Source organism: Saccharibacillus brassicae (assembly GCF_006542275.1).
GTDB classification, from domain to species: Bacteria; Bacillota; Bacilli; order Paenibacillales; family Paenibacillaceae; genus Saccharibacillus; species Saccharibacillus brassicae.
In genome coordinates this window covers 2,901,947-2,925,183 of sequence record NZ_CP041217.1, presented here as the reverse complement: position 1 = coordinate 2,925,183, position 23,237 = coordinate 2,901,947, and the positions used below count along the sequence as shown (strand labels likewise).

20 protein-coding genes are annotated in these 23,237 nt (G+C 60.1%); 9 read left to right on the top strand and 11 right to left on the bottom strand.

Annotation, left to right across the window (positions count from 1 at the left end; genetic code table 11):
- Positions 1-41: 41 nt before the first annotated feature.
- The 3 genes from FFV09_RS12240 to FFV09_RS12230 all read right to left on the bottom strand — a co-directional run bounded on the left by FFV09_RS12240 (position 42) and on the right by FFV09_RS12230 (position 5,118).
- The gene (locus tag FFV09_RS12240; protein WP_141448088.1) at positions 42-386 is read right to left on the bottom strand and encodes a YojF family protein; all 345 of its coding nucleotides are present in this window, start codon (positions 384-386) and stop codon (positions 42-44) included.
- Positions 387-942: 556 nt separating this feature from the next.
- On the bottom strand, positions 943-3,621 hold the full coding sequence (locus tag FFV09_RS12235; RefSeq protein WP_170315009.1) for a copper amine oxidase N-terminal domain-containing protein: 2,679 nt from the start codon (positions 3,619-3,621) through the stop codon (positions 943-945).
- Between the two features lie 255 nt (positions 3,622-3,876).
- Positions 3,877-5,118 (bottom strand): DUF445 domain-containing protein, encoded by a 1,242-nt coding sequence (locus FFV09_RS12230; protein WP_141448086.1) that lies wholly within the window; start codon positions 5,116-5,118, stop codon positions 3,877-3,879.
- Positions 5,119-5,306: 188 nt separating this feature from the next.
- On the opposite strand from FFV09_RS12230, the gene FFV09_RS12225 reads away from it, so the two are divergent.
- The 4 genes from FFV09_RS12225 to FFV09_RS12210 all read left to right on the top strand — a co-directional run bounded on the left by FFV09_RS12225 (position 5,307) and on the right by FFV09_RS12210 (position 8,981).
- Positions 5,307-6,005 carry a hypothetical protein gene (locus FFV09_RS12225; protein ID WP_141448085.1) on the top strand — a complete coding sequence of 233 codons (699 nt, stop codon included), beginning with the start codon at positions 5,307-5,309 and terminating at the stop codon, positions 6,003-6,005.
- Between the two features lie 76 nt (positions 6,006-6,081).
- Positions 6,082-6,621, top strand: coding sequence for a hypothetical protein (locus FFV09_RS12220; protein WP_141448084.1), 540 nt, complete (start codon positions 6,082-6,084; stop codon positions 6,619-6,621).
- 331 nt (positions 6,622-6,952) lie between these two features.
- Positions 6,953-7,303 carry a MarR family winged helix-turn-helix transcriptional regulator gene (locus tag FFV09_RS12215; RefSeq protein WP_337190048.1) on the top strand — a complete coding sequence of 117 codons (351 nt, stop codon included), beginning with the start codon at positions 6,953-6,955 and terminating at the stop codon, positions 7,301-7,303.
- 151 nt (positions 7,304-7,454) lie between these two features.
- Entirely contained in the window at positions 7,455-8,981 is a 1,527-nt protein-coding gene (locus FFV09_RS12210) for an HD domain-containing phosphohydrolase (RefSeq protein WP_141448083.1), read from the top strand.
- A 40-nt stretch (positions 8,982-9,021) separates the two neighbouring features.
- On the opposite strand, the gene FFV09_RS12205 is transcribed toward FFV09_RS12210, so the two are convergent.
- A complete protein-coding gene (locus FFV09_RS12205) occupies positions 9,022-9,576 on the bottom strand; it encodes a TetR/AcrR family transcriptional regulator (RefSeq protein WP_141448082.1) in 555 nt (184 codons plus the stop codon).
- A 100-nt stretch (positions 9,577-9,676) separates the two neighbouring features.
- Positions 9,677-12,409, bottom strand: a complete 2,733-nt coding sequence (locus FFV09_RS12200) for a YhgE/Pip domain-containing protein (protein ID WP_141448081.1) — start codon at positions 12,407-12,409, stop codon at positions 9,677-9,679.
- 317 nt (positions 12,410-12,726) lie between these two features.
- Here FFV09_RS12200 and FFV09_RS12195 point away from each other — a divergent pair, with 317 nt between their 5' ends.
- Positions 12,727-14,319 (top strand): ATP-binding protein, encoded by a 1,593-nt coding sequence (locus FFV09_RS12195; RefSeq protein WP_141448080.1) that lies wholly within the window; start codon positions 12,727-12,729, stop codon positions 14,317-14,319.
- A 164-nt stretch (positions 14,320-14,483) separates the two neighbouring features.
- Here the strand turns inward: FFV09_RS12195 and FFV09_RS12190 are convergent, their stop codons facing one another.
- Together FFV09_RS12190 and FFV09_RS12185 are read right to left on the bottom strand one after the other, a co-directional pair.
- Entirely contained in the window at positions 14,484-14,741 is a 258-nt protein-coding gene (locus FFV09_RS12190) for a DUF6953 family protein (protein ID WP_170315008.1), read from the bottom strand.
- A gap of 82 nt (positions 14,742-14,823) precedes the next feature.
- The gene (locus FFV09_RS12185) at positions 14,824-15,159 is read right to left on the bottom strand and encodes a DUF4870 domain-containing protein (protein ID WP_141448079.1); all 336 of its coding nucleotides are present in this window, start codon (positions 15,157-15,159) and stop codon (positions 14,824-14,826) included.
- A gap of 225 nt (positions 15,160-15,384) precedes the next feature.
- On the opposite strand from FFV09_RS12185, the gene FFV09_RS12180 reads away from it, so the two are divergent.
- The 3 genes from FFV09_RS12180 to FFV09_RS12170 all read left to right on the top strand — a co-directional run bounded on the left by FFV09_RS12180 (position 15,385) and on the right by FFV09_RS12170 (position 16,926).
- Positions 15,385-15,810 (top strand): MarR family transcriptional regulator, encoded by a 426-nt coding sequence (locus tag FFV09_RS12180; protein WP_141448078.1) that lies wholly within the window; start codon positions 15,385-15,387, stop codon positions 15,808-15,810.
- 147 nt (positions 15,811-15,957) lie between these two features.
- The gene (locus FFV09_RS12175) at positions 15,958-16,596 is read left to right on the top strand and encodes a nitroreductase family protein (RefSeq protein WP_141448077.1); all 639 of its coding nucleotides are present in this window, start codon (positions 15,958-15,960) and stop codon (positions 16,594-16,596) included.
- A 36-nt stretch (positions 16,597-16,632) separates the two neighbouring features.
- A complete protein-coding gene (locus FFV09_RS12170; RefSeq protein WP_141448076.1) occupies positions 16,633-16,926 on the top strand; it encodes a putative quinol monooxygenase in 294 nt (97 codons plus the stop codon).
- Between the two features lie 105 nt (positions 16,927-17,031).
- Here FFV09_RS12170 and FFV09_RS12165 read toward each other — a convergent pair whose 3' ends face one another.
- The 3 genes from FFV09_RS12165 to melA all read right to left on the bottom strand — a co-directional run bounded on the left by FFV09_RS12165 (position 17,032) and on the right by melA (position 20,192).
- Complete coding sequence (locus FFV09_RS12165; RefSeq protein ID WP_141448075.1) at positions 17,032-17,370, bottom strand: hypothetical protein; 339 nt, start codon at positions 17,368-17,370, stop codon at positions 17,032-17,034.
- Between the two features lie 123 nt (positions 17,371-17,493).
- Complete coding sequence (locus FFV09_RS12160; protein WP_141448074.1) at positions 17,494-18,552, bottom strand: C40 family peptidase; 1,059 nt, start codon at positions 18,550-18,552, stop codon at positions 17,494-17,496.
- Between the two features lie 308 nt (positions 18,553-18,860).
- A complete protein-coding gene (gene melA, locus FFV09_RS12155) occupies positions 18,861-20,192 on the bottom strand; it encodes an alpha-glucosidase/alpha-galactosidase (protein WP_141448073.1) in 1,332 nt (443 codons plus the stop codon).
- A 1,177-nt stretch (positions 20,193-21,369) separates the two neighbouring features.
- Between melA and FFV09_RS12150 the strand changes: the two genes are divergently transcribed.
- Entirely contained in the window at positions 21,370-22,209 is an 840-nt protein-coding gene (locus tag FFV09_RS12150) for an AraC family transcriptional regulator (RefSeq protein WP_141448072.1), read from the top strand.
- Between the two features lie 146 nt (positions 22,210-22,355).
- On the opposite strand, the gene FFV09_RS12145 is transcribed toward FFV09_RS12150, so the two are convergent.
- Positions 22,356-23,141 (bottom strand): helix-turn-helix domain-containing protein, encoded by a 786-nt coding sequence (locus FFV09_RS12145; RefSeq protein ID WP_141448071.1) that lies wholly within the window; start codon positions 23,139-23,141, stop codon positions 22,356-22,358.
- Positions 23,142-23,237 lie beyond the last annotated feature (96 nt).

Here is a 23,237-nt window from a genome sequence, read left to right as displayed (position 1 = left end):
GGTCGCAGCGGACGAGGCGGCCCGGAGCCGCCGAATCATGCTTAGAAAGGTTCCGGGCTCAGCATGAGGCTGACGACCAGTTTGCCGTCGCGGTCGTTGCCGGCGAGAACGGCCCGTTCCGTCTCGCTTTCTTCGTAATGCGTCAGTCCTTCGGCGTAGATCCAGCCTTCCGGCATCTTCAGGCCAACCCGGTAAGGACCGGTTCCGGAGATCGAGCCGTTCGAGTAGCTGACTTTGACGTTGCGGATCATGTTCGAAGCGACGAGCTTCGAACGGTCTTGCTCGAACGTATAGGCGCCGTTGGTGAGCTCAAGATGCAGGTAGAGCTCGCGGTTTTTCAATTTGTCCAACAGCTCTTGGACGGCTTGCGGTTGAATCGGCAGCATCGGAGTCTTCCCTTCGGTTTAGAGTCGTGAACGATGAAATACGATGAAAATCGAACCGACTTTCATTATAATATAGCCGGCCAGACGTGACAAACGGCAAAAGCCGGACGACCCGCTGTCGGGACCGTCCGGCTTCGGCTTCCAAGCTTACACGGTCCGGTCCGGTTCGCCGACTTTGAACCGGTCGACCATTCGCTCCGGCTCCGCAGCGGAACCGCGCATGCGATCGATCGGGGCGTCAGGTCGCGGCTCTCGACGCCCCGCCTCTCGCGCGTCAGCTTGGTCAGCGGCGCCACGATCCGATCATGCGGAGACGAAGTACACGACCGAACGAGAGCGAAAATAAGTTCAAAAGCGGGTCTGCCGGTTGCCGACGGGATTTCCGATGTGACCAGTTTAGGACATCGCCTGCTTGCTTACAATCCTTTTTTTTGGGCGCCGGGCGCTGCCGCTGCGATTCGATACGCAAAAAAAAGAAGCTTCCGGACTATATCCGGAAGCTTCCTGGCGAAGCGGGAGACCGCCTTCTGCGCGGTCTGCGCTTCCTCCGCGCCTGTTAGTTCGTCAGGGAGAAATCGTTGTTGACGTTCTCGGACAGCGCGTTGCCGGTGGCGCGAACGCCGTCGGCGACCGAGAGGACGAACGCGCGATACTGCACGCCGGCCTGCAGCGGATTGTTGAACGCGTCACGGTCGGCGTTGACCGTGAAGGTCACGTTGCCGCCGCTCGAATATTTGGCGCTCGACGCCGGTACGGCGTTCGCCTGGCCTACGGTGAAGTTGGCCGCGCTGGTCGTCGGTACGAGCATCACGTTGTAGTAAGCCGTGCCTGCCGCGTTGGTCGGAGGCGTGAAGCTTACCGTTACCGCAGGGCCGCTGGCGGACGTTCTGACGTTCGTCGCCGCCGGCACGCCGGCTTCGCTCAGCGAGACTTCGTTCGAACGGTCGGACAGCACGTTGGCGCCGGTCTTGGACACGGTCAGGACGAAGAAGCGGTAAGAGCCGTTGTTCGAGATAACGCCGCCGTTCACGTCGCGGCTGCCGGCGTTAAGCGCCTGGCGGATCGGACCTGTGCCCGTCGTCGCGACCGGCGTATAAGACGTGGCCGCATTGGCATTGGCCAGGTTATATGAACCGGATTGGTTCGAAGGCACGGCCAGGATGCGGTATTCGTTCACGTCCGCCTCGTTCGCGGAGCGGTTGAACGTCACTTCCACGTCGCTCGCGTTGCCCGTCGAGCTGTTGACGGCAGCGGCGACGTTCGTCGCGCCCGCCACGGCGGAACCGTTCGACAGCGTCACGGCGTTCGAAGCGCCCGACAAAGCGAAGTTGGCGCTGGAGTTCGAGGCGCCGCTGCCGACCGACAGCACGAGCACGCGGTAAGCGACGCCGTTGCGGATCGGTTCGCCGTTCACGTCGCGGGTCGCCGCGTTCAGGAACGTGCTTTGGTTCGAACCGGTGCGCGGCAGCACGGTGTAGTTGGCGGCCGGCACGCTTACGGCCGAAGCCAGATTGAAGTTCGAAGCGCTGGCCGATTTCACGACCAGAACGCGGTATTCCGAAATGCTGCTCTCGTCGGAAGCGCGGCCGAACGTCACGAGCAGGTCGCGGCCGTCTCCGGAGTTGCCGGAATCGCTAAGCGACGGAGTCAACGCCGTGCCGACGTTGTTGCCGCCGAGCGTAATCGGCTGCGAGACGCCCGACAGCACGTTCGTGCTGGTCGACGTGCCCGAACCTACCGTCAGGACGAACACGCGGTAAGCAGTGCCGTTGCGGATCGCGTCCCCGTCGCTGTCGCGGGCGGAAGCGTTCAGCGTCTGGGCCAGGTTGCCGCCGGTCTTGTTGATGGCGGTATAGTTGGCGCTGGTAGTCGCGTTGGCCGAGTTGATGTTGAACGAAGCCGCTTTGGCATCCTTCACGACCATCACGCGGTACTGGCTGACGTTGGCTTCGTTCGCGGCGCGGTCAAACGCTACGCGAAGATCGCGTCCGTCCCCGTAATCGCTCACGTCGCTCAAGGCTACGTTCGACGCGGATACGTCGGAACCGGACGTCGCGAGCGTCACCGAAGCCGATCCGCCGGACAGCGTGTTGTTCGCCGCCGTGTTCGAAGCGCTCACGCCCATGACAAAGGTCGTGTACGGCACGCCGTTCTGAAGCGGATTGCCCGCGGTATCGCGGCTCTGCGCGGTCAGCGTTACGCTCGGCGAAGCCGGTCCCTTCGCGACCGTCGTATAGTTCTGCGCCGGCACGGCATTCGCCGCCGCCAGGTTGAACGAGGCCGCGTCGGACGTTCTTACGACGAAGACGCGGTAGCCGGACAGGCCCGTCTCGTCCTGGGCTTTGGCGAAGCTGACCGTCAGGTCGCGTCCGTCGCGGTAGTCGCCGACGTCGGCCGCTTTGACGGCGGTCGCCGTACCGACGGCCGTGCCGCCGCTCAGCGTGACGGCCGAAGAAGCCGAAGAGAGTTCAACTTGTCCGCCGGCATAGTTGTTGCCGATGGCTGCCGCGTAGACCTGGTAGGCCTGACCGGCTTTGAGCGTCTCGCCCGTGCTGTCCGTCGTTCTCGACGTGAGCGTCACGTTCTGGTTGGCGCCCGTAGGCAGCACGGTCGTGTAGTTGTTCGCGGCCGATTTGGCCTGCGCCGCCGTGAACGGCGTGCCCGACTTCACCACGAACAGGCGGTAATGGTCGACGTAGGCTTCGTCCGCGGACTTCGTGAACGAGACCTGCAGGTCGCGTCCGTCGCCGTACTGGCCGAGGCTGCGGGCCGTGACGGAAGACGGAGCCGTCAGCTCGGCCGTCGTCGTGATGATGACGCTCTGCGAAGCGGCGTTCCAGCGAACGTCCTGGCCGAGCGATTCGCCGATGAAGCGCAGCGGCACGACCGTGTTGCCCTTGATCGCTTTGGCCGGCACGTCGAGCGTGACGCTCCGTCCGTTGACCGTGGCGGCTTTGGAGCCGATCTTGAGCACGATCGTGTTGCTGCCTTTGTAGGCGGTGATCGTCTGGGTCTTCTGGTTCCAGTTCACCTGCGCGTTCAATCCCTGGAAAATGCTGCGCAGGGGAGCGAGCGTCCGGCTGCCCTGGGCAATCGGAGGCTGGGCCGATTTCAGTTCGACCCCGTCAATGAAAATTTTGATATTGGTTGCCGCGTCTGCAGGATGAGGAAGCGCCGCAGGCATGAGCAGAGCCCCCGCAAGCAAAGCTGCACTGATTTTTTTCTTCTTGTTCATTGTCATTCATTCTCCCTTCCGAAAGCTCGGTTGGATTTTTTGGATCTCTTTTTTCTTTAATCTTAGTAACTGACGCATGAAACAAGAGAAAAGTTGCCAAAGTCTCCGAATTTCTGCCAAGCAAATTGATAACCGGGCTCCAATCCCGCGTCCCGCCTTCGCCGGCGCCTTTCTGCCGAAGCAGCGCGCCAACGCCAAAAAAAAGCTTGCCGGGTACGCCGAGGCGTACGTCCGACAAGCTTTTCGGGCGTGGAATCAGAACAATTGAATAACGGACAGCACGATCCCGACGAGGAAACCGCACACCGCGCCGTTGACGCGAATCCACTGCAAATCTTTGCCGATCTTGTCTTCGAGCATCTCCACGAGCTGCGCATCGTCCATCCGGTCCACGTTGTCGCGCACCAGCTGGCCGATCCGGTAATGGTTGCTCTCGGCGAGCTGCACGATCGCGCCGCGCGTCTTCTCTTCCCACATTTCGATCCGCTCCGGATCGGATGCGATGCCGCGAACGGCAGCCGCGTACAGGCGGAACACGATCCGCCCGCCGTTGACGCGCTCTTCCTCCGTTTTGGCCAGCGCGAATTCGCGCAGCTTCTCCAGATTCTCGCGGATGAAGGCGGCGGTCGCTTCTTCGTGCAGCACTTCCAGCACCTGACCGCGCACGTATTCCAGCTTCTCTTCGTCGCCGACCGCTTCGAACAGCTTCACGCGCACTTCGCGCAAAATCGCCAGCCGCTGTTCGCCGTAAGGATCAAGCAGCGAATCGATGCCCGCCACGAGCATCGTCTGGATCATGGAGCCAAGCTTGTCTTCGTTCACCATGCCCGCGAACGCCTGGAAAGCGAACCCGGTAAATCCGCCGACTTTCGCGTTGGACAGCTGCTCCATCGCGAGCGTGCCCATCGTGTCCTTCGTCTCCGGACGCGCCGCCCACGCTCTCGCTTCGCCGAGCGCGTAATCGAACAGCTTGATCTCGTAGCTGTCGTTCAGCACTTTGGTAAGCGCGCGGTCGGCAAGACCCGCCGCGTCCATGCCGCGGATGTAATTCTCCGCCGCTTCCCGCACCGGCTCGACCGCTTTGTCGAGCGGCAGCTTGGCGATCGCTTCCGCCGCGTAATCGAGCACCTGCAGCCGGGTGCGCTTGCGGGCCATCAGGCGGGTCAGCATGCGCGAAGCGCTGTGAATGAGGTTGAGCTTGCGCAGCTGCCGGATGATGCTCTCTTTATTGAGCAGCTGCGTCTCCATCGCGGAGACGAGCGACTCCACGATGCGGCTCTTATTCTTGAGCAGCAGAGACGTATGCGGGATCGGAATGCCCAGCGGATGCCGGAACAATGCCGTCACGGCGAACCAGTCCGCCAGGCCCCCGACGAGACCGGCTTCGAAGCCGCCGATCAGCAGGAACGTCCATACGTTCTCGGGCAGGAACAAGCTGATCACGAAGCCTGCGGCCATCACGATCAGCGAGATTCCGGCCAAATTTTTAGATCCCATTGTCATCCCCCTGCTTCCTTGAAATCTTATGCCTGTTTTCCAAACCTTGTCCTCGCGCACGCGATCGACGCGATTCCTTATTCATTTTAGTACAGCCGCTGATTGAAACGCAAAAAAGAACTTTATAAAAGAGTAGGGAAGTCCGGATACCGACAGGCCCGGTCACGACGAAAGGATGGGATTTCGCCATGGATCATATCGTATTCACGACTTTCAAGCAGGAGGAGCCTTTGGCCGCGGTGCTCGAACGCTTCCGGGAACACCCGGTGACGGACGACTACTCGGTGCTTCAGGCTGCCGTCCTGCGCAAGACGTCCGGCCGGATCGGACGGGAACGCGATGAACGCTTCGCGGAAGACGAGACCGGGCCGGACCATCTCACGAACGATCTGATCGATTCGATCGTGTCCGTCATGGGCGGACCGATCGGCACGCTGATCGGCGGTTATGCCGGTCCGCTGCTGGACGCCGACCTGAACGCGGCCCGAATCGTCGACGAATTCGGGATGCTGGGCGCGATCGCCGCGAAGCTCAACGAGAACGAATGGTCGCTGCTTGCGCTTGTACGCGAACATAACGAGATCAGCCTCAGCAGCCGGCTGAACGCGCTCGGAGCGAGCGCCGTCGTGCGCAAAGACGCCGCGCTGGTCGCCTACGAGGTGATGAACGCGCGCGCCATTCGCAGCGAATGGGAAGAACGCCACGGCGCGTTCGAGACCGAATCGGCGGACGACGCGCTGCGCGAGAGTATCCGCAGCGAACTGCGCGAGCGCGCCAACCGCGGCTCGTTCGAGGAAGAACAGTCCGTGCGCGACCGGCTGCGCGGAGATTTCGACTATTTGCAGAGCAAAGTCGACAGCCGCCAGACCCGTCCCGGCAGACCGTAAGCGCCGGAACCCGCCGCACAAGCTTTGCCCGAATCGCCCAATCCCAATCGCCTATCCCACAGGAGGTCGTTCACTGATGAAAAAATGGGGATCGCTGTTTCTCTCCCTTGCCCTGCTGAGCTCCGCGGCTCTGCCGGCTTCGGCTTTCGCGGCTCCGGCTGCTCCGGCCGCTTCTACCGCCCCTGCGCCGCAGGAACAAACGGAAGCCAGTCCCGAGCAGATCGAAGCGCGCGATTATATGGATCGCATGGACGCGATCGTACAGTACGAAGACAAGGCGGCGGACGCGTTCAACGCGGTCGGCTACGTATCGGCGGCCAATCGCAAAGACGTGTACACAGCCATGAACAACGTCATCATCCCGAACTACAGCAAGTTCTATTACCAGTTGAAGCAGATCAAGCCGGCGGGCAAGACCTTGTCCGACCTCCACGCTTATTACCTCCAGGGCGCTTCGCTCCAGCTTCAGGGCATGCAGCTGATGAAGAAATCGCTGTACGGGGCGAAGATCAACTGGACCACGTACAAGCAGGGACAAGCGAAGCTCAAATCGGGCAAAGCGAAGCTGGACGTCTTCACCACCCGCTTCCAGACTTACGTGAACAACCTTAAATAACGCGCCGATCCCGATTTGTACCGGGTCGGCCGTTACCGGCAGACCGCCGCGGCGGTCTGTTTTTTCGCGCGTCGGCTTTTTTCTTTCGTCCCTGCACTCTTCAATTTTTGTCGAACTTTACCGAAATATAGCGATATATTGGATTTTTTTCGATTCTGGCGTATAGTTTATTGCAATTATGTTGTTCGAAATATAAAATGCTAAAGAATCTATCAATTTGATGAACGAAAGGATCGGTTACGTTATGGATCAACAACGGCTCGCGCTCGACTCCCACCTCTGTTTTTCGCTTTACGCTTGTTCCCGGGCCATTTTCCGGATGTACCGGCCTTTGCTCGACGATCTGAATCTGACTTACCCCCAATATCTGGTCCTGCTCGTCCTCTGGGATTGCGAAGAGAGCAGCATCAAGGAACTGAGCCAGGTGCTCAGCCTCGATTCGGGTACGCTCACGCCGATGCTCAAGCGAATGGAAGCGTCCGGTCTGCTTGAACGCAGCCGCTCGCTGGAAGACGAACGGATCGTTACCGTGCGCATTACCGACAAAGGCCGCGAACTCCAAGACCGCGCAAGCTGCATCCCCACTTCCATGATCGAATCGAGCGGGCTTGACCTGCAGCAGATCAACACGCTCAACGAAACGATTCGAACGCTGATGGCAAGCGTCGACAACTACCGGTAATCCCCTTTTTCGACGCCGACGCGCCGCCCGATTCCTCCGCCCCGTTCATTCTTGTCGATCTCTACCCTCTTTGCTGTAACGGACGCGGCACCTCCGGCCGATAACAAGAGTGAACTTTGTTTTCAGCTTTTTTTAGAAAAGAGGAATCTCAATGACCGAATACCGGCGCTTTTTACGCCGGCTTGTGCGGAACTACATCGTCGGGTCGGTGCTGGCCGTTCTCTGCGTCGGAGGGGCCGTGATTTCGTCCGCGCTCAAACTGCCGATCGGCGGATTTGACCGCATCTTTATCGTGCTGCTCGTCTCCTTCCTGGTAATGATCTCGCTCGAGCTGCTGACGTTCGCCCGGCAGGTGCGCCCGATCCGCGGGCTGTTCCTCAAGGAGCATCCGTCGCTCGACGAAATCCGGGACGCCTACGTCCAGATCCACCGGCTGCCCGCGCTGTCCGTCCTGCGCATCATGGGACCGCATATGCTCGGCTTGTCCGTTCCCGCCATCCTGCTTACCCTATGGTTTATCCGCATCGGCTGGATCGAACTTCCGGTCTATTACATCGGCATTGCCGCTTCCGGCGCCGTCCTCGTGGCGGGCATGCACGCGCTGATCGAATATTTCCTGACCGACCAGGCGATCCGTCCCCTGCTCCAGCTCGTCAGCGAGACCGGCGAGCGCCTGCACGGCGAACGGGTATCGCTGGACGGCCGGGTTATCGTCTCGACGCAGCGCAAGTTCCAGCTCAGCGCGTTTTCGATCGGCGCTTTTCCGCTGTTCTTTTTCGTGCTGGCCACGCAGATCCGCCTGACCGTTACCGGCTCGCCCCTCGTCGAAGATTACTGGCAGTGGGCGTCGCTCATTCTCGTATTCGGCATCTTCTTCTCTTCGCTCGGGGCCTGGCTGCTCAGCCGGAGCGTCCGCCAACCGATCGCCAATCTCGAACAATCGCTGCGCGCGGTCCGAACCGGCGATCTCGACGTACGCGCGTCGGACCTGTATTCGGACGAGTTCTCGCGGCTCGTATCCGGCTTCAACCACATGGTGCAGGGCCTGTCGCAGCGCCAGCGGATCAACGAACAGCTGCTGCAAAGTTACTTCTCGACGCTGGCCGCGGCGCTTGACGCCCGCGACACGTACACGGCCGGCCACTCGCAGCGCGTCGCGGAATATTCGATGCTGATCGGGCGCGGAGCCGGACTCGGGCGCGAAGAGCTCGACCTGCTGAACAAGACGGCGCTGCTGCACGATATCGGCAAGATCGGCGTGCGCGACAACGTGCTGCTCAAGGACGGCCGGCTGACCGACGAAGAGTTCGAGCAGATCAAGAAGCATCCGGCGCTCGGCGAAGAGATCCTCAAACGCGTCGAGCCGCTGGAGATGATGGCACCCCTGCTGCCCGGCGTGCGTTCGCACCACGAGCGTTACGACGGGCACGGCTATCCCGACGGGCTGGCCGGCACCGACATTCCGAAGTTCGGCCGCATCATCGCGGTCGCCGACGCTTTCGACGCGATGACGTCCGATCGGCCGTACCGCAGCGGCATGCCGCTGGAGAAAGCCATCTCGATCATCTCCGAAGGCAAAGGCACGCAGTGGGACCCGTATTACGCCCAGATTTTCGTCGACGCTTTTTATCAGGAAAAAGAAAAACCGGAAGCGCCGCCTTATCGGGCGGAAGCTTGACCGCACGCCGCCGCTTCGCAAAAACGCGCCGGACGCCGCCCTATAGGGCGAAAGCGTTCAGCGCGTTTTTGATTTGGGCCGGCGTCAGCGGCTCGTACAGGTCTTCCCAATCGCGGATCAGCTGCAAATACGTCCGGTACACGAGAAAAGCGATCATTTTCGGTTCCAGCCGAAAGGTCTCGCCTTCGTCCGCATGCCGCCGCACGAGCTGCTCGATATAGCGGACGATGCCTTCTTCGAGCGCGGTTCGCATATCCAGCAGACCGTGCGCGCCCGACTGCCGGGCTTCCCGGTAGATGCCGACCAGCAGCCGATGCCGCTCCCTGAGCGCGATCACGGTGTCGAACATCCGGTCGATGTCTTCGCTCAGCGGCTGCCCCGGCAGACAGGCCCGGTCCGACTCCGCCAATAGATCTTCCAAAATGTCTTCGACGATGGCCAGCAGCAGCGCTTCCTTGTTCGCAAAACAGTCGTAGATCGCGCTTTTGCTCACATGCGCCGCTTTGGCCACGCTCCCGATCGTCGTTCCGCGGAATCCGAAGCGTTCGAAACACAGTATGGCCGCTTCCAGAATCCGGCGTCTTTTCACTTCCATCCCGGCCCCTCCTCTTTGTCTGTTCCTATAAAAAAACTTCCCGCGAAGACGATTTCTCGTTCGCGGGAAGTTTGGCGTGCAGCGGCCTTTCGCTTCTCCGTTACACGGTCGAAGGCGTCAGGCCCTGCTCTTCTTCGATCCCCGTCTTGATCCGTTTGCTGCTGAATAGGAACACCAGCAGAGCCAATACGAGGAAGACGGCTCCGAATGCGCCCACATGCGCCAGCTGCGTCCAGAAGTAGCCCCAGTCGTTGCCCAGCGATACCGCTTCGCGCAGGGCGCGAATGCCGTAAGTCGCCGGCAGGTACGGATTGATCGCCTGGAAGAACGCCGGCGTCAGCACTTTCGGGAACGTGCCCGCGCTGCCGCCGATCTGCGCCAGCAGAATCAGGAAGGCGATAAACTGGCCGACCTTGCCAAGCGCCGCGAACAGCAGGAACAGCAGCGACAGGAACGTCAGGCTGAGCACGAACGTGATCGCGTAGAAATGCCACAGGCTCTGCACATGCAGCCCGACGATCCCGATCAGCACCGCGTCGAGAATCGCCGCTTGCAGCACGGCCATGAACAAGATGACGCTGAATTTGCTCAGGAACCAGGCCCAGCCGGAACGCGGCCGGATCTGCGGCGTCTTGAGCGGGTAGACCGACGAGAACATAAGCGCGCCGGCAAACAGCGCAATTGTCATCATGTAAGGCGCAAGCCCTTCGCCGTACTCCGTAATGTCATGGTTCACGTCGACGTGCTTCACTTCGGTCGGCTCCGCGAACATGTCGTACGTCTTGTCGTCCGAGCTGACGTCGCCGGCTTCCTTGACGCCGTCGGCCAGCGACGTGTACAGCTCGTTCGTGCCTTCCTTAAGGTCGCCGACGCCGTTGTCCAGCGTCACCGAGCCGTCCGCCAGTTGATCGGCTCCGTCTCTAAGCTCGCCGGTCGCGCCGCCGAGCTTGCCCAGGCCGCTGACCAGTTGGCCGCCGCCGGTCTTGAGTTGGCCGAGGCCGCCGACGAGGCTTTGCGAGCCGTCCTTGAGCCGGTCCGTACCGCTGACCAGCGTGGACGAACCGGCTTTGAGCTGGTCCGCCCCGCTGACCAGGGTCGAAGCCCCGCTCTTGAGCTGGTCCGCTCCGCCGACCAGCGTCGACGAGCCGTTCTTCAACTGCTCGGCTCCGCTTACGAGGCTGGCCGAGCCGTCTTTCAGTTGGCCCGCTCCGCCGGCAAGCGTCGCGGCGCCTTCGGCCAGCTGCTTCGAGCCGGCTTCGGCTTCGCCGAGCTTGCCCGACAGCGTGCCGAGCCCCGCGGTCAGCTCTTTCTGCCCGTCAAGCAGATCGGAAGAGCCCTGCACGAGCCGGCTCTGTCCTTCGGCCAGCTGACCGACCGCGGACTGGATCCGCTGCGAGCCTTCGTTCAGCTGCGCCACGCTCGAAGCCAGCTTGTCCAGCTGGCCGAGCGATTGTTCCAGCTGCGAAGGCGAAGCGCCTTCTGCGGCTGCGGCCGCTTCGCCGGAACCGCCGGCGCCTGCCGCCATCAGCGACAGCAGCTGCTGCTTGTCGGCATCCGGGATGGTCGCGCTGCCCTGGATATAGGAAGCGACCGCTTCCTGCTGCTGCTTGATCCCGGCCGCTTTCTGCTGAAGCTGCTGCTGCGCGGCGCCCAACTGTTCGGCGGCGGCAGAAGCCTGTCCGCCGAGTCCCTGCACCGCTTCGTTCAGCTGCTCCATGCCCGCCGTGAACGGCGTCAGCTGCTCCTGCAGCTGCTGCAGTCCGGCGTTGGACTGGCCGAGCCCCTGATTGAGCTGCTCCGCCCCGCTCTCCAACTTCTGCGAACCGCCGGACAGCGTATCCGCGCCGGTCTTCAACTGCGTCAGCCCCTGATCGAGCTTCGCCGCGCCGGTCTGCAGACCGCCCGCTCCGGTCTGGAGCGTGCCGAGACCGTCGTCGAGCTTGCGTGCTCCGCCCGACAGACTGCCGAGGCCGTCGTCGAGCTTCTGCGCTCCGCCCGACAGCGTGCCAAGCCCGTCGTCGAGCTTCTGCGCTCCGCCCGACAGCGTGCCGAGACCGTCGTCAAGCTTCTGCGCCCCGCCCGACAGCGTGCCGAGCCCGTTGTTGAGCTGCGCCGCGCCGGACGCCGCGCTGACGATGCCCGCGCTCAGCGTGCCGGCACCGGTCTTGAGGTCGCCGACGCCTTCCTGGAACGTCACGCTGCTTGCGGCGAGCTTCTTCAGATTGTCCTTGAGTTTCTGCGAACCTTCCGCCAGGTCGGCGGCGCCGTCGTCCAGCTTCTTGGCGCCGTCGTCGGCATCCTTCAGCCCGTCGACCAGCTCGCTCAGGCTGCTGAACACGGTCGTGGCGTATTCCTGCGTCACCTGCTTGGCGATTTCTTCGTTCACTTCCTTGATTGCCGATTTGGCGATCTGCGCCGAAGAATAACCCATGCCCGCGTTCGTGTAGTAGTCGAGGTTCATCTTCTTCGGATCGGCGTTCAACAGCGTGGAAGCATTCTCGGAAAAATCCTTCGGCAGCTCGATCACCATAATATAGTCGCCGGCGCTCAATCCGTTCATGGCGGCGGCTTTGTCGGACACGACCCATTTGAACGAATCGTTATCTTTCAACCCCTCGACGAAGTCCTTGCCCACGTCGAGCCGTTTGCCTTCGTAATCCGTGCCGGCATCGCTGTTGACGACGGCCACGGACAAGCGGTCCGTATGGCCGTAGGGATTCCAGTACGCCGACAGGAAAAAGAGGCCGTACAAGCCCGGAACGAGCAGCATCGCGGCTACGGTAAGCATCGTCATCCGATGCTTCAAAATATTTTTCCATTCCGATTTAAACATTGCGGGGTCCTGCTCCTTTCCTTAGCTGATTGACTAAAAAAACATTTCGGTCATTCGGTACTGAAGAGAAGTATATCACATTTTACATAGAATACAATTAGTTTTTTTCAGTTTTTTTCAAAAATCTTTCATCATTTTCGCCTTCTTTTTTATCGGAAAATAACGGGTCAACGCTTCGCTCTTTTTTACATTAATAAGTATTTTTTCATTTTTTTGATTTTTTTCAATTAACCTTGCTTATTCCTGTCTACTTTTCCTCTAATTCCGGTGCTATAATTGCCGTATGTGGAAAGTATGATCAAATGAGGTGAGTTCCGTTGAACCCGGAGACCGAACAGGAACTAAAATATAAAGTACTGGCTGAACTGCTGCCGGGAATGTTGTCCAGCGAGACTCCCGCCCAGCTTATCGAGCACGTCTTCGCCTGCGTAAGCAAACATTTCAATCTGGACCTGCTGCTGAACTATTGGGTGGAAGAACGTTTTCCCTACCGGCTGCAGCTGATCCATCACCGCGGCGTGACGAACGGGGAAGCCGAAGCGCTGCTCTCGCTCGACCAGGGACAGACGATCTGCGGCACGGTCATCAAGTCGCACAACCCTTATATCTGCGAACGGATGCAGGACACGACGGACTTCCAGGGGCGCATTCTGCGTCAGATGGGGCTTCAGCGTTATGCCTGCTTCCCGCTCGTCGTACTCGATACAGACCGTCCGTTCGCGCTGGGCTTCGGTTCCCGCAGCGGCGACCGTTTCGATCCCGTCGAACTGGAAGTGCTGCATCTGATCGCTTCGCAGCTCGTGCTCGCTTTCGGGCGGATCGGACGGTTCGAAGAACTGGAACGGCAGAACGCCGTGCTGGCCGACACGAACCGCTTCCTGTCTTCGTCGGAGAACCGCTTTGCCGCGATCTTCGCCGCAAGTCCCCATCCGATGCTCATCACGACGCTTGCCGAGCGCGAGATCATCGAAGCCAACGACGCGTTTTTGCTGCTGCTCGGCATTACGCGCCTGGACATGGACACCCGCTACGGCGAGCTGATTCGCGGCAGCGACCTCATGCGGCAGATTCCGGAACCGGACGAATCTTCGACCGTGCCGGAAGGCATCAGCCGCGAAGTGACGTTCACCAACCATACCGGCGAAGAGAAAGTGTGCATCCTGCGCACCGTCAGACTCGACTTCAACGGCGAACTGCTGCTGCTCACCATGATCAGCGACTTGACCGAGCACAAGCAGTACGAGCATGAGCTTCAGCGGCTGTCCCAGCTGCATCTGGTCGGCGAAGTGGCGGCCGGCATCGGGCACGAAGTGCGCAATCCGATGACGACCGTGCGCGGCTTCCTTCAACTGATGCTGATGCAGGGCAAGAATACGCTCGAACCGGCGTATCTTCAGGTCATGATCGAAGAACTCGACCGCGCCAATCAGATCATCACCGAATTTTTGTCGCTCGCCAAAGACCATATGGTCCAGCTCAAGCGCGAAAATCTCAACGATCTCATTCGAAAAATCCTGCCCCTGATCGAAGCCGACGCTTCCGTGACGGGCAAGATGATCACGACCCATCTGACGCCGGTGGAATCGATCGAGATGGACAACAAGCAGATCACCCAGCTCATTCTCAATTTCGTGCGCAACGCGCTCGAAGCGACCGGCGAAAACGGCTGGATTCAGCTCAAGACGTATATGCAGGAAGACCGCGCCGTTCTCGTCATCGAAGACAACGGCCCCGGCATCCCGCCCGACGTCGTGGAGCAGATCTGGAAGCCGTTCTACACGACCAAAGAAAACGGCTCCGGCCTCGGCCTCGCGATCTGCTTCAGCATCGCCAACAAGCACGGCGCGTCGATCGACTTGTCGACCGGCAAGGAAGGCACCGCGTTCTACGTCCGTTTCCGGACGACCTGACGACGCCGCGACGCGACTGCGGCAAGGCATTCCTCAAGGCATGCCTCGCCGCAGTCGGAACGCTGCGCTTCCGGGCGTCCCGTCCCGCTCCACACCAAAAAGCCGCCGGAATCCCGGCGGCTTTTTGGTGTCCGATTGCTATTCGACTGCGCGGATCTGCTCCGCTATCCGATCCAGGCCCACATGAATCCGTCCCGGTCCCAGGCGATCTGTCCGCGATGCAGCTTGCGGAATTCTTTCTTCACTTCTTTTTCCAGCGATGCGTTGCCGTTCTCGTTGACAAAAATGAAGCTTTCGCCAAAGTGTTCGCGAACATGCGCGATCGCTTCTTCCTGCCTCAGAATGCCGCGAAAACGAATCTCTTCGACCATCCATTCGGCGACTTGACGGGCTGTCATGCCCGCCTGCTGTTCCTCGCTCATGCGTATCCTCCTGCTTGCGCCAAGTGCTCCCGCATAGCGGGAAACGACCGGCTTTTCCTCTTACTATACCCGATCTTCGTCCTTATTTCAGGATTTCGATGTTGGGCATAAGCGGAAGCGGCTGCATCTTGCCGTTCACCGCGTTCAGCACGCCGATGACCAGGTAAGCGATAGCGGCGAAGCCGAAGATCGGCATCAGAATCCAGCCGATAAACGGAATGAGACCGAGCACGAGGTTGCCGGCTATGACGACCAGCAGCAGAAGAAGGCCCTGATTGGCGTGATACATGGCGAAGCGGGAATTGCGCGCGGCGAGAAGCGGCAGGAAGAACAGGATGTACGACAAGGCCGCGATCACCTTGTTGTCTTCGAAATCCTGCGAGCTTCCTTGCCGTTCGTGCGGATGTGGGGTTTGCATGGTTAATCTCCTCTCGAATGGGGAATGCGGGATGTGGGGTGGCCTGAAAGTCGAAGGAAGCGCCGCCTGTTGTCTTAGCCGATATACGCCTTCGGAAACATAGGGTTTCATTTTCTTTATGTAAATTTTTAATTATAAGCTTGCTTTTTCTCAGTGGACGTTTTATATTAGTTGACGGGTCAAACATTGATGGATCAAGCATCACCGAGAAAGGGGAGGATACGCATGTGTCCGACCACGCCCGAATCTTGCATTCTGGAGAAGCTCCAGCTGCTTAACACCCGGGTCAGTACCGCATTCTCCGGCTGCGCGGGCATCAGCGCTTCCCGCTTCCGGCTGCTGCAGGAGCTGTTCACGGCCGAAGAGATCGGCCAGAGCGCGCTGCAGAAGCTGCTCGGGATCGACGGAGCCGCCGTCACGCGCCATCTCAAGCAGCTTGAGACGAACGGCTTCGTCACCCGGCGCAGTTCGCCGGAAGACAACCGGATCACGCTCGTCCGGCTCACCGAGCACGGACGGGCGCATATCGACGGATTTTTGCAGGAGAAGTCGCTGCTGACCGAGAAGCTGCTGGCCGGCTTCGACGCGGACGAACGCCTGCTCCTTGCGAATATGCTGGAGCGGATGCACCGCAACGCCGAGAGCCTGTAACCGATACCGGATCGGGCCGCGAACCCCGTTCCCGCCTCCGATTCGGCCGGACCGAAAGTTCTTTTTTACAGGAAGTTCTTTTTACCGTTCAAACCTATAAACGATCGGCGTACGCGCCGCAAACTTAACCCAAAGGAGCTGTCTCCCATGAGCAGTGTACAAAAAACCCAAGATTTCCTCGAAGTTCTCAAAAGCCGCCGTTCCGTTCGTTACTATGATTCCTCCGTCAAGATCAGCCGCGAGGAAATGACGCAGATGCTCGAAGAAGCGACGCTCGCGCCTTCGTCCGTCAACATGCAGCCGTGGCGCTTCGTCGTCATCGAGAGCCCGGAAGCCAAAGCCCAACTGCTGCCGCTCGCCAAATTCAACGGCAACCAGGTTGAGACGTCCGCAGCCGTCGTCGCCGTGTTCGGCGATCTGAACTTCACCGATTATGCCGAAGAAATTTTCGCCAAAGCCGTATCGCTCGGTTATATGCCGGAAGACGTAAAAAACCAGCAGCTCGCCGCTTATCTGCCGCTGTTCGACGCGATGCCGCTTGAAATGAAACGCGATTCCGTCCTGATCGACGCCGGCCTGGTCTCCATGCAGTTCATGCTGGTTGCCCGCGCGCACGGTTACGACACCAACCCGATCGGCGGTTACGAGAAAGAACAAGTCGCCGAAGCTTTCGGCATGGACCCGAAACGCCATGTACCGATCATGCTGATCTCGATCGGCAAAGCGGCCAAAGAAGGTCATTCTTCGGCCCGTCTGGACATCGCCCGCACAACGGAATGGCGCTAAGCCGTTCCTCTCAATAGACCCGAGGAGGAATTCACAATGATTATCGTTCATGCCACATTCCACGTTAACCCGGCCAAAGAAGCCGAGTTCGTCAGCAGCCTCACTCCGCTTATCGCCGCTTCGCAGGCCGAAGAAGGCAACATCTCGTACGATCTGCACAAAGCGGTCGGCCGCGAGCACGTCTACACGATGGTCGAAGTCTGGCGCGACCAGGAAGCGACCGCGATCCATAACAAAAGCGAACACTTCACCGCTTTTGCCGCTACGGCAGCCGAGTACCTGACTGCTCCGCTGGATATTCAGGCTTTTGAAGGACAAGCACTGTCCTAAGCGCCTCTTCCAGCCTTTCGCATACCAAAAAAGCTTCGACCGCCTTGGCGGTCGAAGCTTTTTTGTATGTCCGGAAGCAACTGATCTCGGCGTCCGGCGCTGCGCTTAGTAGAACCGGCGTCCGGCTTCGGAACGGCCGGCGTCGCGGCGCTGCTGCTGTTGTCCCTGGAAAGCGTTGACCAGCAGCGCGATGCCGCTTGCGAGGTGCATCGCCCAGCCGAGGAACGGGACCCAACCCAGCGCGGAAGTGACGAGGCCGACGATCGGGCCGTAATACGGCACGCGTTCGCGCACGGCCAGTACGAGCGTGACCAGATGGAGCAGGAACATGAATCCGAGCGCGCCCCAACCGGTTGCCAGTACGAACCAGCCGCCGAGAACGGGAATCGCCAGCAGCAGTTCGCAGGCCGCCGCGACCAACATCAAGATTCTCGATACTTTCATTTGTTTTCTCTCCTGTTCGATTGTGGGATAAAAGCCTGTTGAAAGCTTCTCATGCCCTCTTTTACGAGGGCTTTGACAATCGGTTTCTTTTTTTTGATCTCTCTTTTTGACCGTTCCGGATTTTTAATCGTTCAGGTAGCGGCGGGCCGCGGAAAACTCGTTCGCGTACCCGGCCGTGGCGATCGGAATGATCTCCACCGTTTTGCCTGCCTTGGGCGAATGCATCATTTTGCCGTCTCCGACATACATCGCGACGTGGTGCACTTTGCCTTTGCCGTTATTGTGGGCAAAAAACATCAGGTCGCCCGGCTGCAAATTCGCCTTTGTTACGGCTTTACCCGCCAGAGCCTGCTCCGAAGCGTCGCGCGGCAGCGCAATGCCGGCGTAGGCGTAGATCGCGCCCGTGAAGCCCGAGCAGTCGAAGCCGTACGCGGACGTCCCGGCCCAGAGGTAAGGCAGGCCGAGGAACGCTTTGCCGGTGTCGACGAGCTGCTGCCCGGTCGGCCGGTCTTCCGGCCGGCCGGCGGCGACGAGCTTCGCGTCAGCCGCGGACAAGCGCGCCGTGCCGTGCTGCGGCGTGCGCACTTCGATCCACGGACCGGAGGCCGAGACGACCGGCAGCCGGGTGCCGAAGCTGACGTCCAGCAGCCGGCTGCGGCCGTCCGCTTTGTACAGCGCCGCCGTCTTCGCGCTCACGACCGCTTCCGAACCGGACGTGCCGCTCCATTCGCCGGCCGGGACCGCCTGCAGCTGCGCGGTCGGCAGCCAGCCGGGATAGCCGTAGCGGCTTTTGGAAGTCGCCTGATCCGTGACGACGACCTGCGACCAGCTTCCTCTGGCCTGCACGATCTTCACTTCGCTTCCGTACAGCGCCTGCGTCTCCGTCTTGCCGGTCAGCCATCTGCGCTTGGACGCCGTGTTCATCGCGTTCGTCCACGTCTTCATGTCGACCGGCGCCGCAAGCGAAGGAGCGTCGATCGAACGCGCGAGGCCCGGAGACTTCCACAACGTGGCGACGGATACGCCGATCACCGTCTTGGTGCGGCCCGCTGCGCCGCTCGCGGCGGCCGCCTGGGCGGAATTCGCTGCGGGCAGCGCCAGCAGAGGCAGTACAAGCAGCAGCGCGAACAGCGCGAGCAGCCCTTTTTTGCCGAAATTCGTACGTATTTTGCCGGGATTCATAGGTGTAAAAGCCCTCTTTTCTGTATGGATATGGAATAAGCCGACGATGGATTTGACCCCAGTGTACCAGAACCTCCGCGGAAAAACAGGTCAAAACGGCAAATAAGCCTGCACAAGATGTGCGGGCTTATCGCGGGTTTGCGGCTGGAGCGCAGGTACGCACGGCTCGGTGCTCGCTTGGGCCGTTCGGGAAAGGCGCCCGAAGGTGTTTGAACGAAGACGTCCGAGCCTTCGGAGCCGCCGGGATTCGGCGGATTCCGGGCCGCGCTTGTTCGCGGACTTCTTCGCGGCCCGGCGATCCGCGCTTCCTAGACGACGCTCTGCGAAGCGGTGCGCCGCTCTCCGGCGAACGCCGGCAGCCACTCGCCGTGCGCTTCGATCAGGTCGTCGCACAGCGATACGATATCGTCGATCGACAGCTCGGCCGCCGTATGCGGATCAAGCAGCGCCGCGTGGTACACATGCTCTCTTTGCCCCGTCAAAGCCGCTTCGATCGTCAACCGCTGCGTGTTGAGGTTGGTCTGGTTCAGCGCCGCGAGCTGCGGAGGCAGCGCGCCGACATAGGTCGGGTTCACGCCCGAAGCGTCGACCAGGCACGGCACCTCGACGCACGCATCCTGCGGCAGATTCGGGATCAATCCATTGTTCATGACGTTGCCGGCGATCTTGAACGGCTTGTCCGTCTCCATCGCTTCGAGAATGTACGAGGCGTATTCGACGCTGCGCTCGTGGGTCAGCGATTCGCTCTGCATGAGGCCGTCGCGCACCTCGCCCCATTCGCGGATCTGGTTCACGCAGCGGCGCGGATATTCGTCCAGCGGAATGTTGAAGCGTTCGATCAGCTCGGGATAGTTCTTTTTGATAAAGTACGGGTGGTATTCCGCATTGTGCTCGGACGACTCCGTCACGTAATAGCCGAACCGGTTCATCAGCTCGAACCGCACCATGTCGCCGTGCTTCTCCTGCTGCTTCTCGGCGGCGAGCCGCTTGATTTCGGGATACAGGTCCTCGCCGCCTCGTGTCACTTCGAGCAGCCAGGCCATATGGTTGATGCCGGCGATCTTCGCGCGCACATTCGTCTGATCAATGCCCAGATTCTCGAACAGCGACGGGATGCAGTGCTGGACGCTGTGGCACAGCCCGACCGTCTTGATGCCGCCCGCCGTGTTCATGACGCTCGTCAGCACCGCCATCGGGTTCGTGTAGTTCAGGAACCAGGCGTCGGGACATACTTCGCGCATATCCGCGGCGATGTCCAGCATGACCGGGATCGTGCGCAGATTGCGGAAAAGACCTCCGATTCCCAGCGTATCCGCGATCGTCTGGCGCAGCCCGTACTTCTTAGGCACCTCGAAATCCGTGATCGTGCACGGATCGTAGCCGCCGACCTGAATCGCGTTGATGACGTATTTGGCTCCTCGCAGCGCTTCTTTGCGATCCGTGTACGCTTTGATCCCGCACTGGCTGCCTGCCGTGTTCTTCATGGCACGAAGCAAGGTCTCCGACTCGCCCAATCGCTGCGGGTCGATGTCGAACAAAGCCAGCTCGAACCCTTGAAGCGCCGGCGTCATCATGATGTCTCCCAGTACGTTCCGTACGAAAACTGTACTCCCCGCGCCGATAAACGTAATTTTCTGCATGTGGGTAACCTCCTGTTTTTGGCTTCCGTTTCTGCTTTTACTATAACGTTAGCGCTTACAGGAGGACATGGAGTAATGGCAGGTTTGTTTGTTATAATGTATGAAGAAACATCGTCGCCTTCATCAGCGACTTCCAATCAAAGGATCGAAAGACGGAACGCTCCACCCGACTTTCGATCCTCTCCCGGGAGCGATTCCGATCAGACGATGTTTCGTGGCTTCGTTGCGGGGTTTTGCCAAACTCCTCAAGCGACCAGGATTAGGTCCACTGGAGCGATTCCAATCGAATTTGGCAAAAGCGGCTACATCGTCGCCTCTATCAGCGACTTCCAATCAAAGGATCGAAAGACGGAACGCTCCACCCGACTTTCGATCCTCTCCCGGGAGCGATTCCGATCAGACGATGTTTCGTGGCTTCGTTGCGGGGGTTTTGCCAAAATCCTCAAGCGACTACGATTAGGGGAAAGAAAGACGGACGCTTCAACCGACTTTCCTTCCCTTCCACTGGAGCGATTCCAATCGAATTTGGCAAAAGCAGTTACATCGTCGCCTTCATCAGCGACTTCCCATCAAAGGATCGAAAGACGGAACGCCCCACCCGACTTTCGATCCTCTCCCGGGAGCGATTCCGATCAGACGATGTTTCGCAGCTTCGTTGCGGGGGTTTTGCCAAACTCTTTTAAAAAGGGCGCCATCTTGGACCGGCTATAAATCGTTCCGCCGTCCAGGCCACTCCGGCCGCCTAGTCGGCCCGCTCGACCCTGACCTTGGGTTGTCCCGCCGCAACCCCGAGCTCGCCGCCAAGCCGCCCGCTCCTCCAAAATGTGATCATTTCATTCACATTTCGTATCAAAAACAAGCCGAATCCCATAAATGTTGACTTTATGCTCACATTTTCTCGCCAATCCGTCTCATTCCGGCGATTTTCGGCAAAAATGTGTTCATTTGGTCAACAAATCGCTTTTCTCAGGGCAAAAAAGCCGGAAATGTTGACTTTATGACCACATTTCAAATCGACAGCCGCATGGCCGCATCTTGCATCCCACATTCTGCGTCCTGCGTCCCAAACCCTGAGTCCTGCATCACCCGTCTCACATCCTGCATCCCAATCCTGCATCCTATACCTGCATCACCCATCCCAATTCCCGATCCCGCCATTCCCGAAAGGAGATCGCTCATGCCCGCCGAACAATTCACCCATACGTCCGAAGAAAACCGCATGCAGGGCGAAGTGTCGCTGCTGTTCTACGGCCGCGAAATCTGCGCGCCCAACCATTCCTGGGGCCCCGGGCTGCGGGACGCCTACATCCTGCATTACATTCATCGCGGGCGGGGCGTCTTCCGCTCGGAAGGCCGCGAGTACGCGCTCGGCCCCGGCCAGGGCTTCCTGATCCTGCCCGATACGCTCGTGCACTACGAGGCGGACCCCGACGATCCGTGGGTCTACGTCTGGTTCGGGCTGCGCGGTCTGCATGTCCGCGCGCTGTTGGAGCGGGCCGGGCTGACGGCCGGCTCGCCCGTGTATACGGCGGCGGACGGGTCGCCGCTCGAGAGTCTCTACGCCGGGCTGCTCGAGGTACGCGAGCGGCCCGGCGGCGACCTGCTGGCGCAGGCGGAGATCTACCGCCTGCTGGCCGCGCTGGTCGCAGGCGCGCCGGCTTCGACGGCGCGCCCGCTCGCGCCTCCGCGCGCGAGGGAGGCGCATCTGTCACGGGCGGCGGCCGTGATCGAGAACGGCTACAGCCGCAAGCTCGGCGCCGAAGACATCGCAAGCGCCGTCGGGCTCGACCGGACGTATCTGTCGAGCCTGTTCAAGGACGCGTACGGCGTTCCGCTGCAGACGTTCGTGCTGCAGTACCGCATGCGCCGCGCGCGCGAACTGCTGCGCAACCATTCGCTGTCGGTGAGCGACGTGGCCCGGTCGGTCGGCTATCCCGATCCGTTCCTGTTCTCCAAAATGTTCAAGCGCGTCTGCGGCGTGTCCCCTACCGCCTACCGCGAACAGCCGGAAGCCTGAAGGCCGGCGGTCCGGGCGCATATCCGCCGGTACGCGCATTCGCCGGTGCACGCATTCGCCGGTACGCGCATTTACCGGTACGCATATCCGCCGGTGCGCGCATCCACCGGTACGCCGGGGCTGTTCGAGCCGTTCGGGGCCGCATTCTACCCGTCCCGCCGCCGGTCTTTGAGCAGTTCGGACGGCGAACGTCCCGTAATCTTCTTGAACATGCGGTAAAAGTACGAAGCGTCTTTGTAGCCGAGAAACTCGGCGATCTCGGCTGCGTTCAGCCGCGATTCTTCCAGCATGTAGACGGCCCGCTTCATCCGCTGCCGGTGCACGCATTCGCTGATCGTGCGGCCGGAAATTTCCTTGAACAGCGAAGCGGCGTAGTTGGGCGTGCGGTCGATGGTTTCGCCCAGCACTTCTTTGGTAATCTTTTCGCGATAATGGCGCTCGATGTACCGCTTCATCTGTTCGACGTGCCGCTGCTTCTCGCCATGGATCTGTCCGCGGTCGTATTCCCGGCTGATGTCGATCAGCAGTTCCGTCAGGATGGACTGCGCCATCAGTTCGTAATACGACGGCCGTTCGTTCCACTGCTCGCGCAGCACGCGAATCCGGTCGTGCACCGATTCGTAGCGCCCGAGACGCCGCTTGTACGGATGTTCGCGCCGCAGCAGCGGCAGCACGCCTGCGTCTTCGGCCGACACCGTAAAACCGACGACCGTTTTGGTATGCGACAGCGTCGGCACGCTTTTTCCGTAATAGGGCGTGTGCGCCGGTATGAGCAGCACGTCGCCTCTCTCCATCAGATGGCGCTCCCCGTCCACCCAGTAGATACATTTTCCATAGGTGGCGAGCGTAAGCATATGACAATCCCGACCGTTCTCCGCCTGTTCGTACCATTGCGCTCCGTTGTCCTGATAGACGTGTTCCACTCTCGGCATAAGGACTTCCTTTCTACCGTACTATGTTTCCTACATTGTACTATATGTCATTTCATCCTGCCTGCCGCAGCGGTACAATACAGACAAAAGGTTGTT

What these genes read in the sequence shown, in the direction of transcription:
- FFV09_RS12180 (WP_141448078.1), top strand. Translation starts at nt 15,385, where the DNA reads ATGTGTCCGACCACGCCCGAATCTTGCATTCTGGAGAAGCTCCAGCTG.
- FFV09_RS12175 (WP_141448077.1), top strand. Translation starts at nt 15,958, where the DNA reads ATGAGCAGTGTACAAAAAACCCAAGATTTCCTCGAAGTTCTCAAAAGC.
- FFV09_RS12205 (WP_141448082.1), bottom strand. Translation starts at nt 9,576, where the DNA reads ATGGAAGTGAAAAGACGCCGGATTCTGGAAGCGGCCATACTGTGTTTC.
- FFV09_RS12170 (WP_141448076.1), top strand. Translation starts at nt 16,633, where the DNA reads ATGATTATCGTTCATGCCACATTCCACGTTAACCCGGCCAAAGAAGCC.
- FFV09_RS12160 (WP_141448074.1), bottom strand. Translation starts at nt 18,552, where the DNA reads ATGAATCCCGGCAAAATACGTACGAATTTCGGCAAAAAAGGGCTGCTC.
- FFV09_RS12150 (WP_141448072.1), top strand. Translation starts at nt 21,370, where the DNA reads ATGCCCGCCGAACAATTCACCCATACGTCCGAAGAAAACCGCATGCAG.
- FFV09_RS12200 (WP_141448081.1), bottom strand. Translation starts at nt 12,409, where the DNA reads ATGTTTAAATCGGAATGGAAAAATATTTTGAAGCATCGGATGACGATG.
- melA (WP_141448073.1), bottom strand. Translation starts at nt 20,192, where the DNA reads ATGCAGAAAATTACGTTTATCGGCGCGGGGAGTACAGTTTTCGTACGG.
- FFV09_RS12225 (WP_141448085.1), top strand. Translation starts at nt 5,307, where the DNA reads ATGGATCATATCGTATTCACGACTTTCAAGCAGGAGGAGCCTTTGGCC.
- FFV09_RS12145 (WP_141448071.1), bottom strand. Translation starts at nt 23,141, where the DNA reads ATGCCGAGAGTGGAACACGTCTATCAGGACAACGGAGCGCAATGGTAC.
- FFV09_RS12210 (WP_141448083.1), top strand. Translation starts at nt 7,455, where the DNA reads ATGACCGAATACCGGCGCTTTTTACGCCGGCTTGTGCGGAACTACATC.
- FFV09_RS12185 (WP_141448079.1), bottom strand. Translation starts at nt 15,159, where the DNA reads ATGCAAACCCCACATCCGCACGAACGGCAAGGAAGCTCGCAGGATTTC.
- FFV09_RS12230 (WP_141448086.1), bottom strand. Translation starts at nt 5,118, where the DNA reads ATGGGATCTAAAAATTTGGCCGGAATCTCGCTGATCGTGATGGCCGCA.
- FFV09_RS12220 (WP_141448084.1), top strand. Translation starts at nt 6,082, where the DNA reads ATGAAAAAATGGGGATCGCTGTTTCTCTCCCTTGCCCTGCTGAGCTCC.
- FFV09_RS12165 (WP_141448075.1), bottom strand. Translation starts at nt 17,370, where the DNA reads ATGAAAGTATCGAGAATCTTGATGTTGGTCGCGGCGGCCTGCGAACTG.
- FFV09_RS12190 (WP_170315008.1), bottom strand. Translation starts at nt 14,741, where the DNA reads ATGAGCGAGGAACAGCAGGCGGGCATGACAGCCCGTCAAGTCGCCGAA.
- FFV09_RS12240 (WP_141448088.1), bottom strand. Translation starts at nt 386, where the DNA reads ATGCTGCCGATTCAACCGCAAGCCGTCCAAGAGCTGTTGGACAAATTG.
- FFV09_RS12235 (WP_170315009.1), bottom strand. Translation starts at nt 3,621, where the DNA reads ATGAACAAGAAGAAAAAAATCAGTGCAGCTTTGCTTGCGGGGGCTCTG.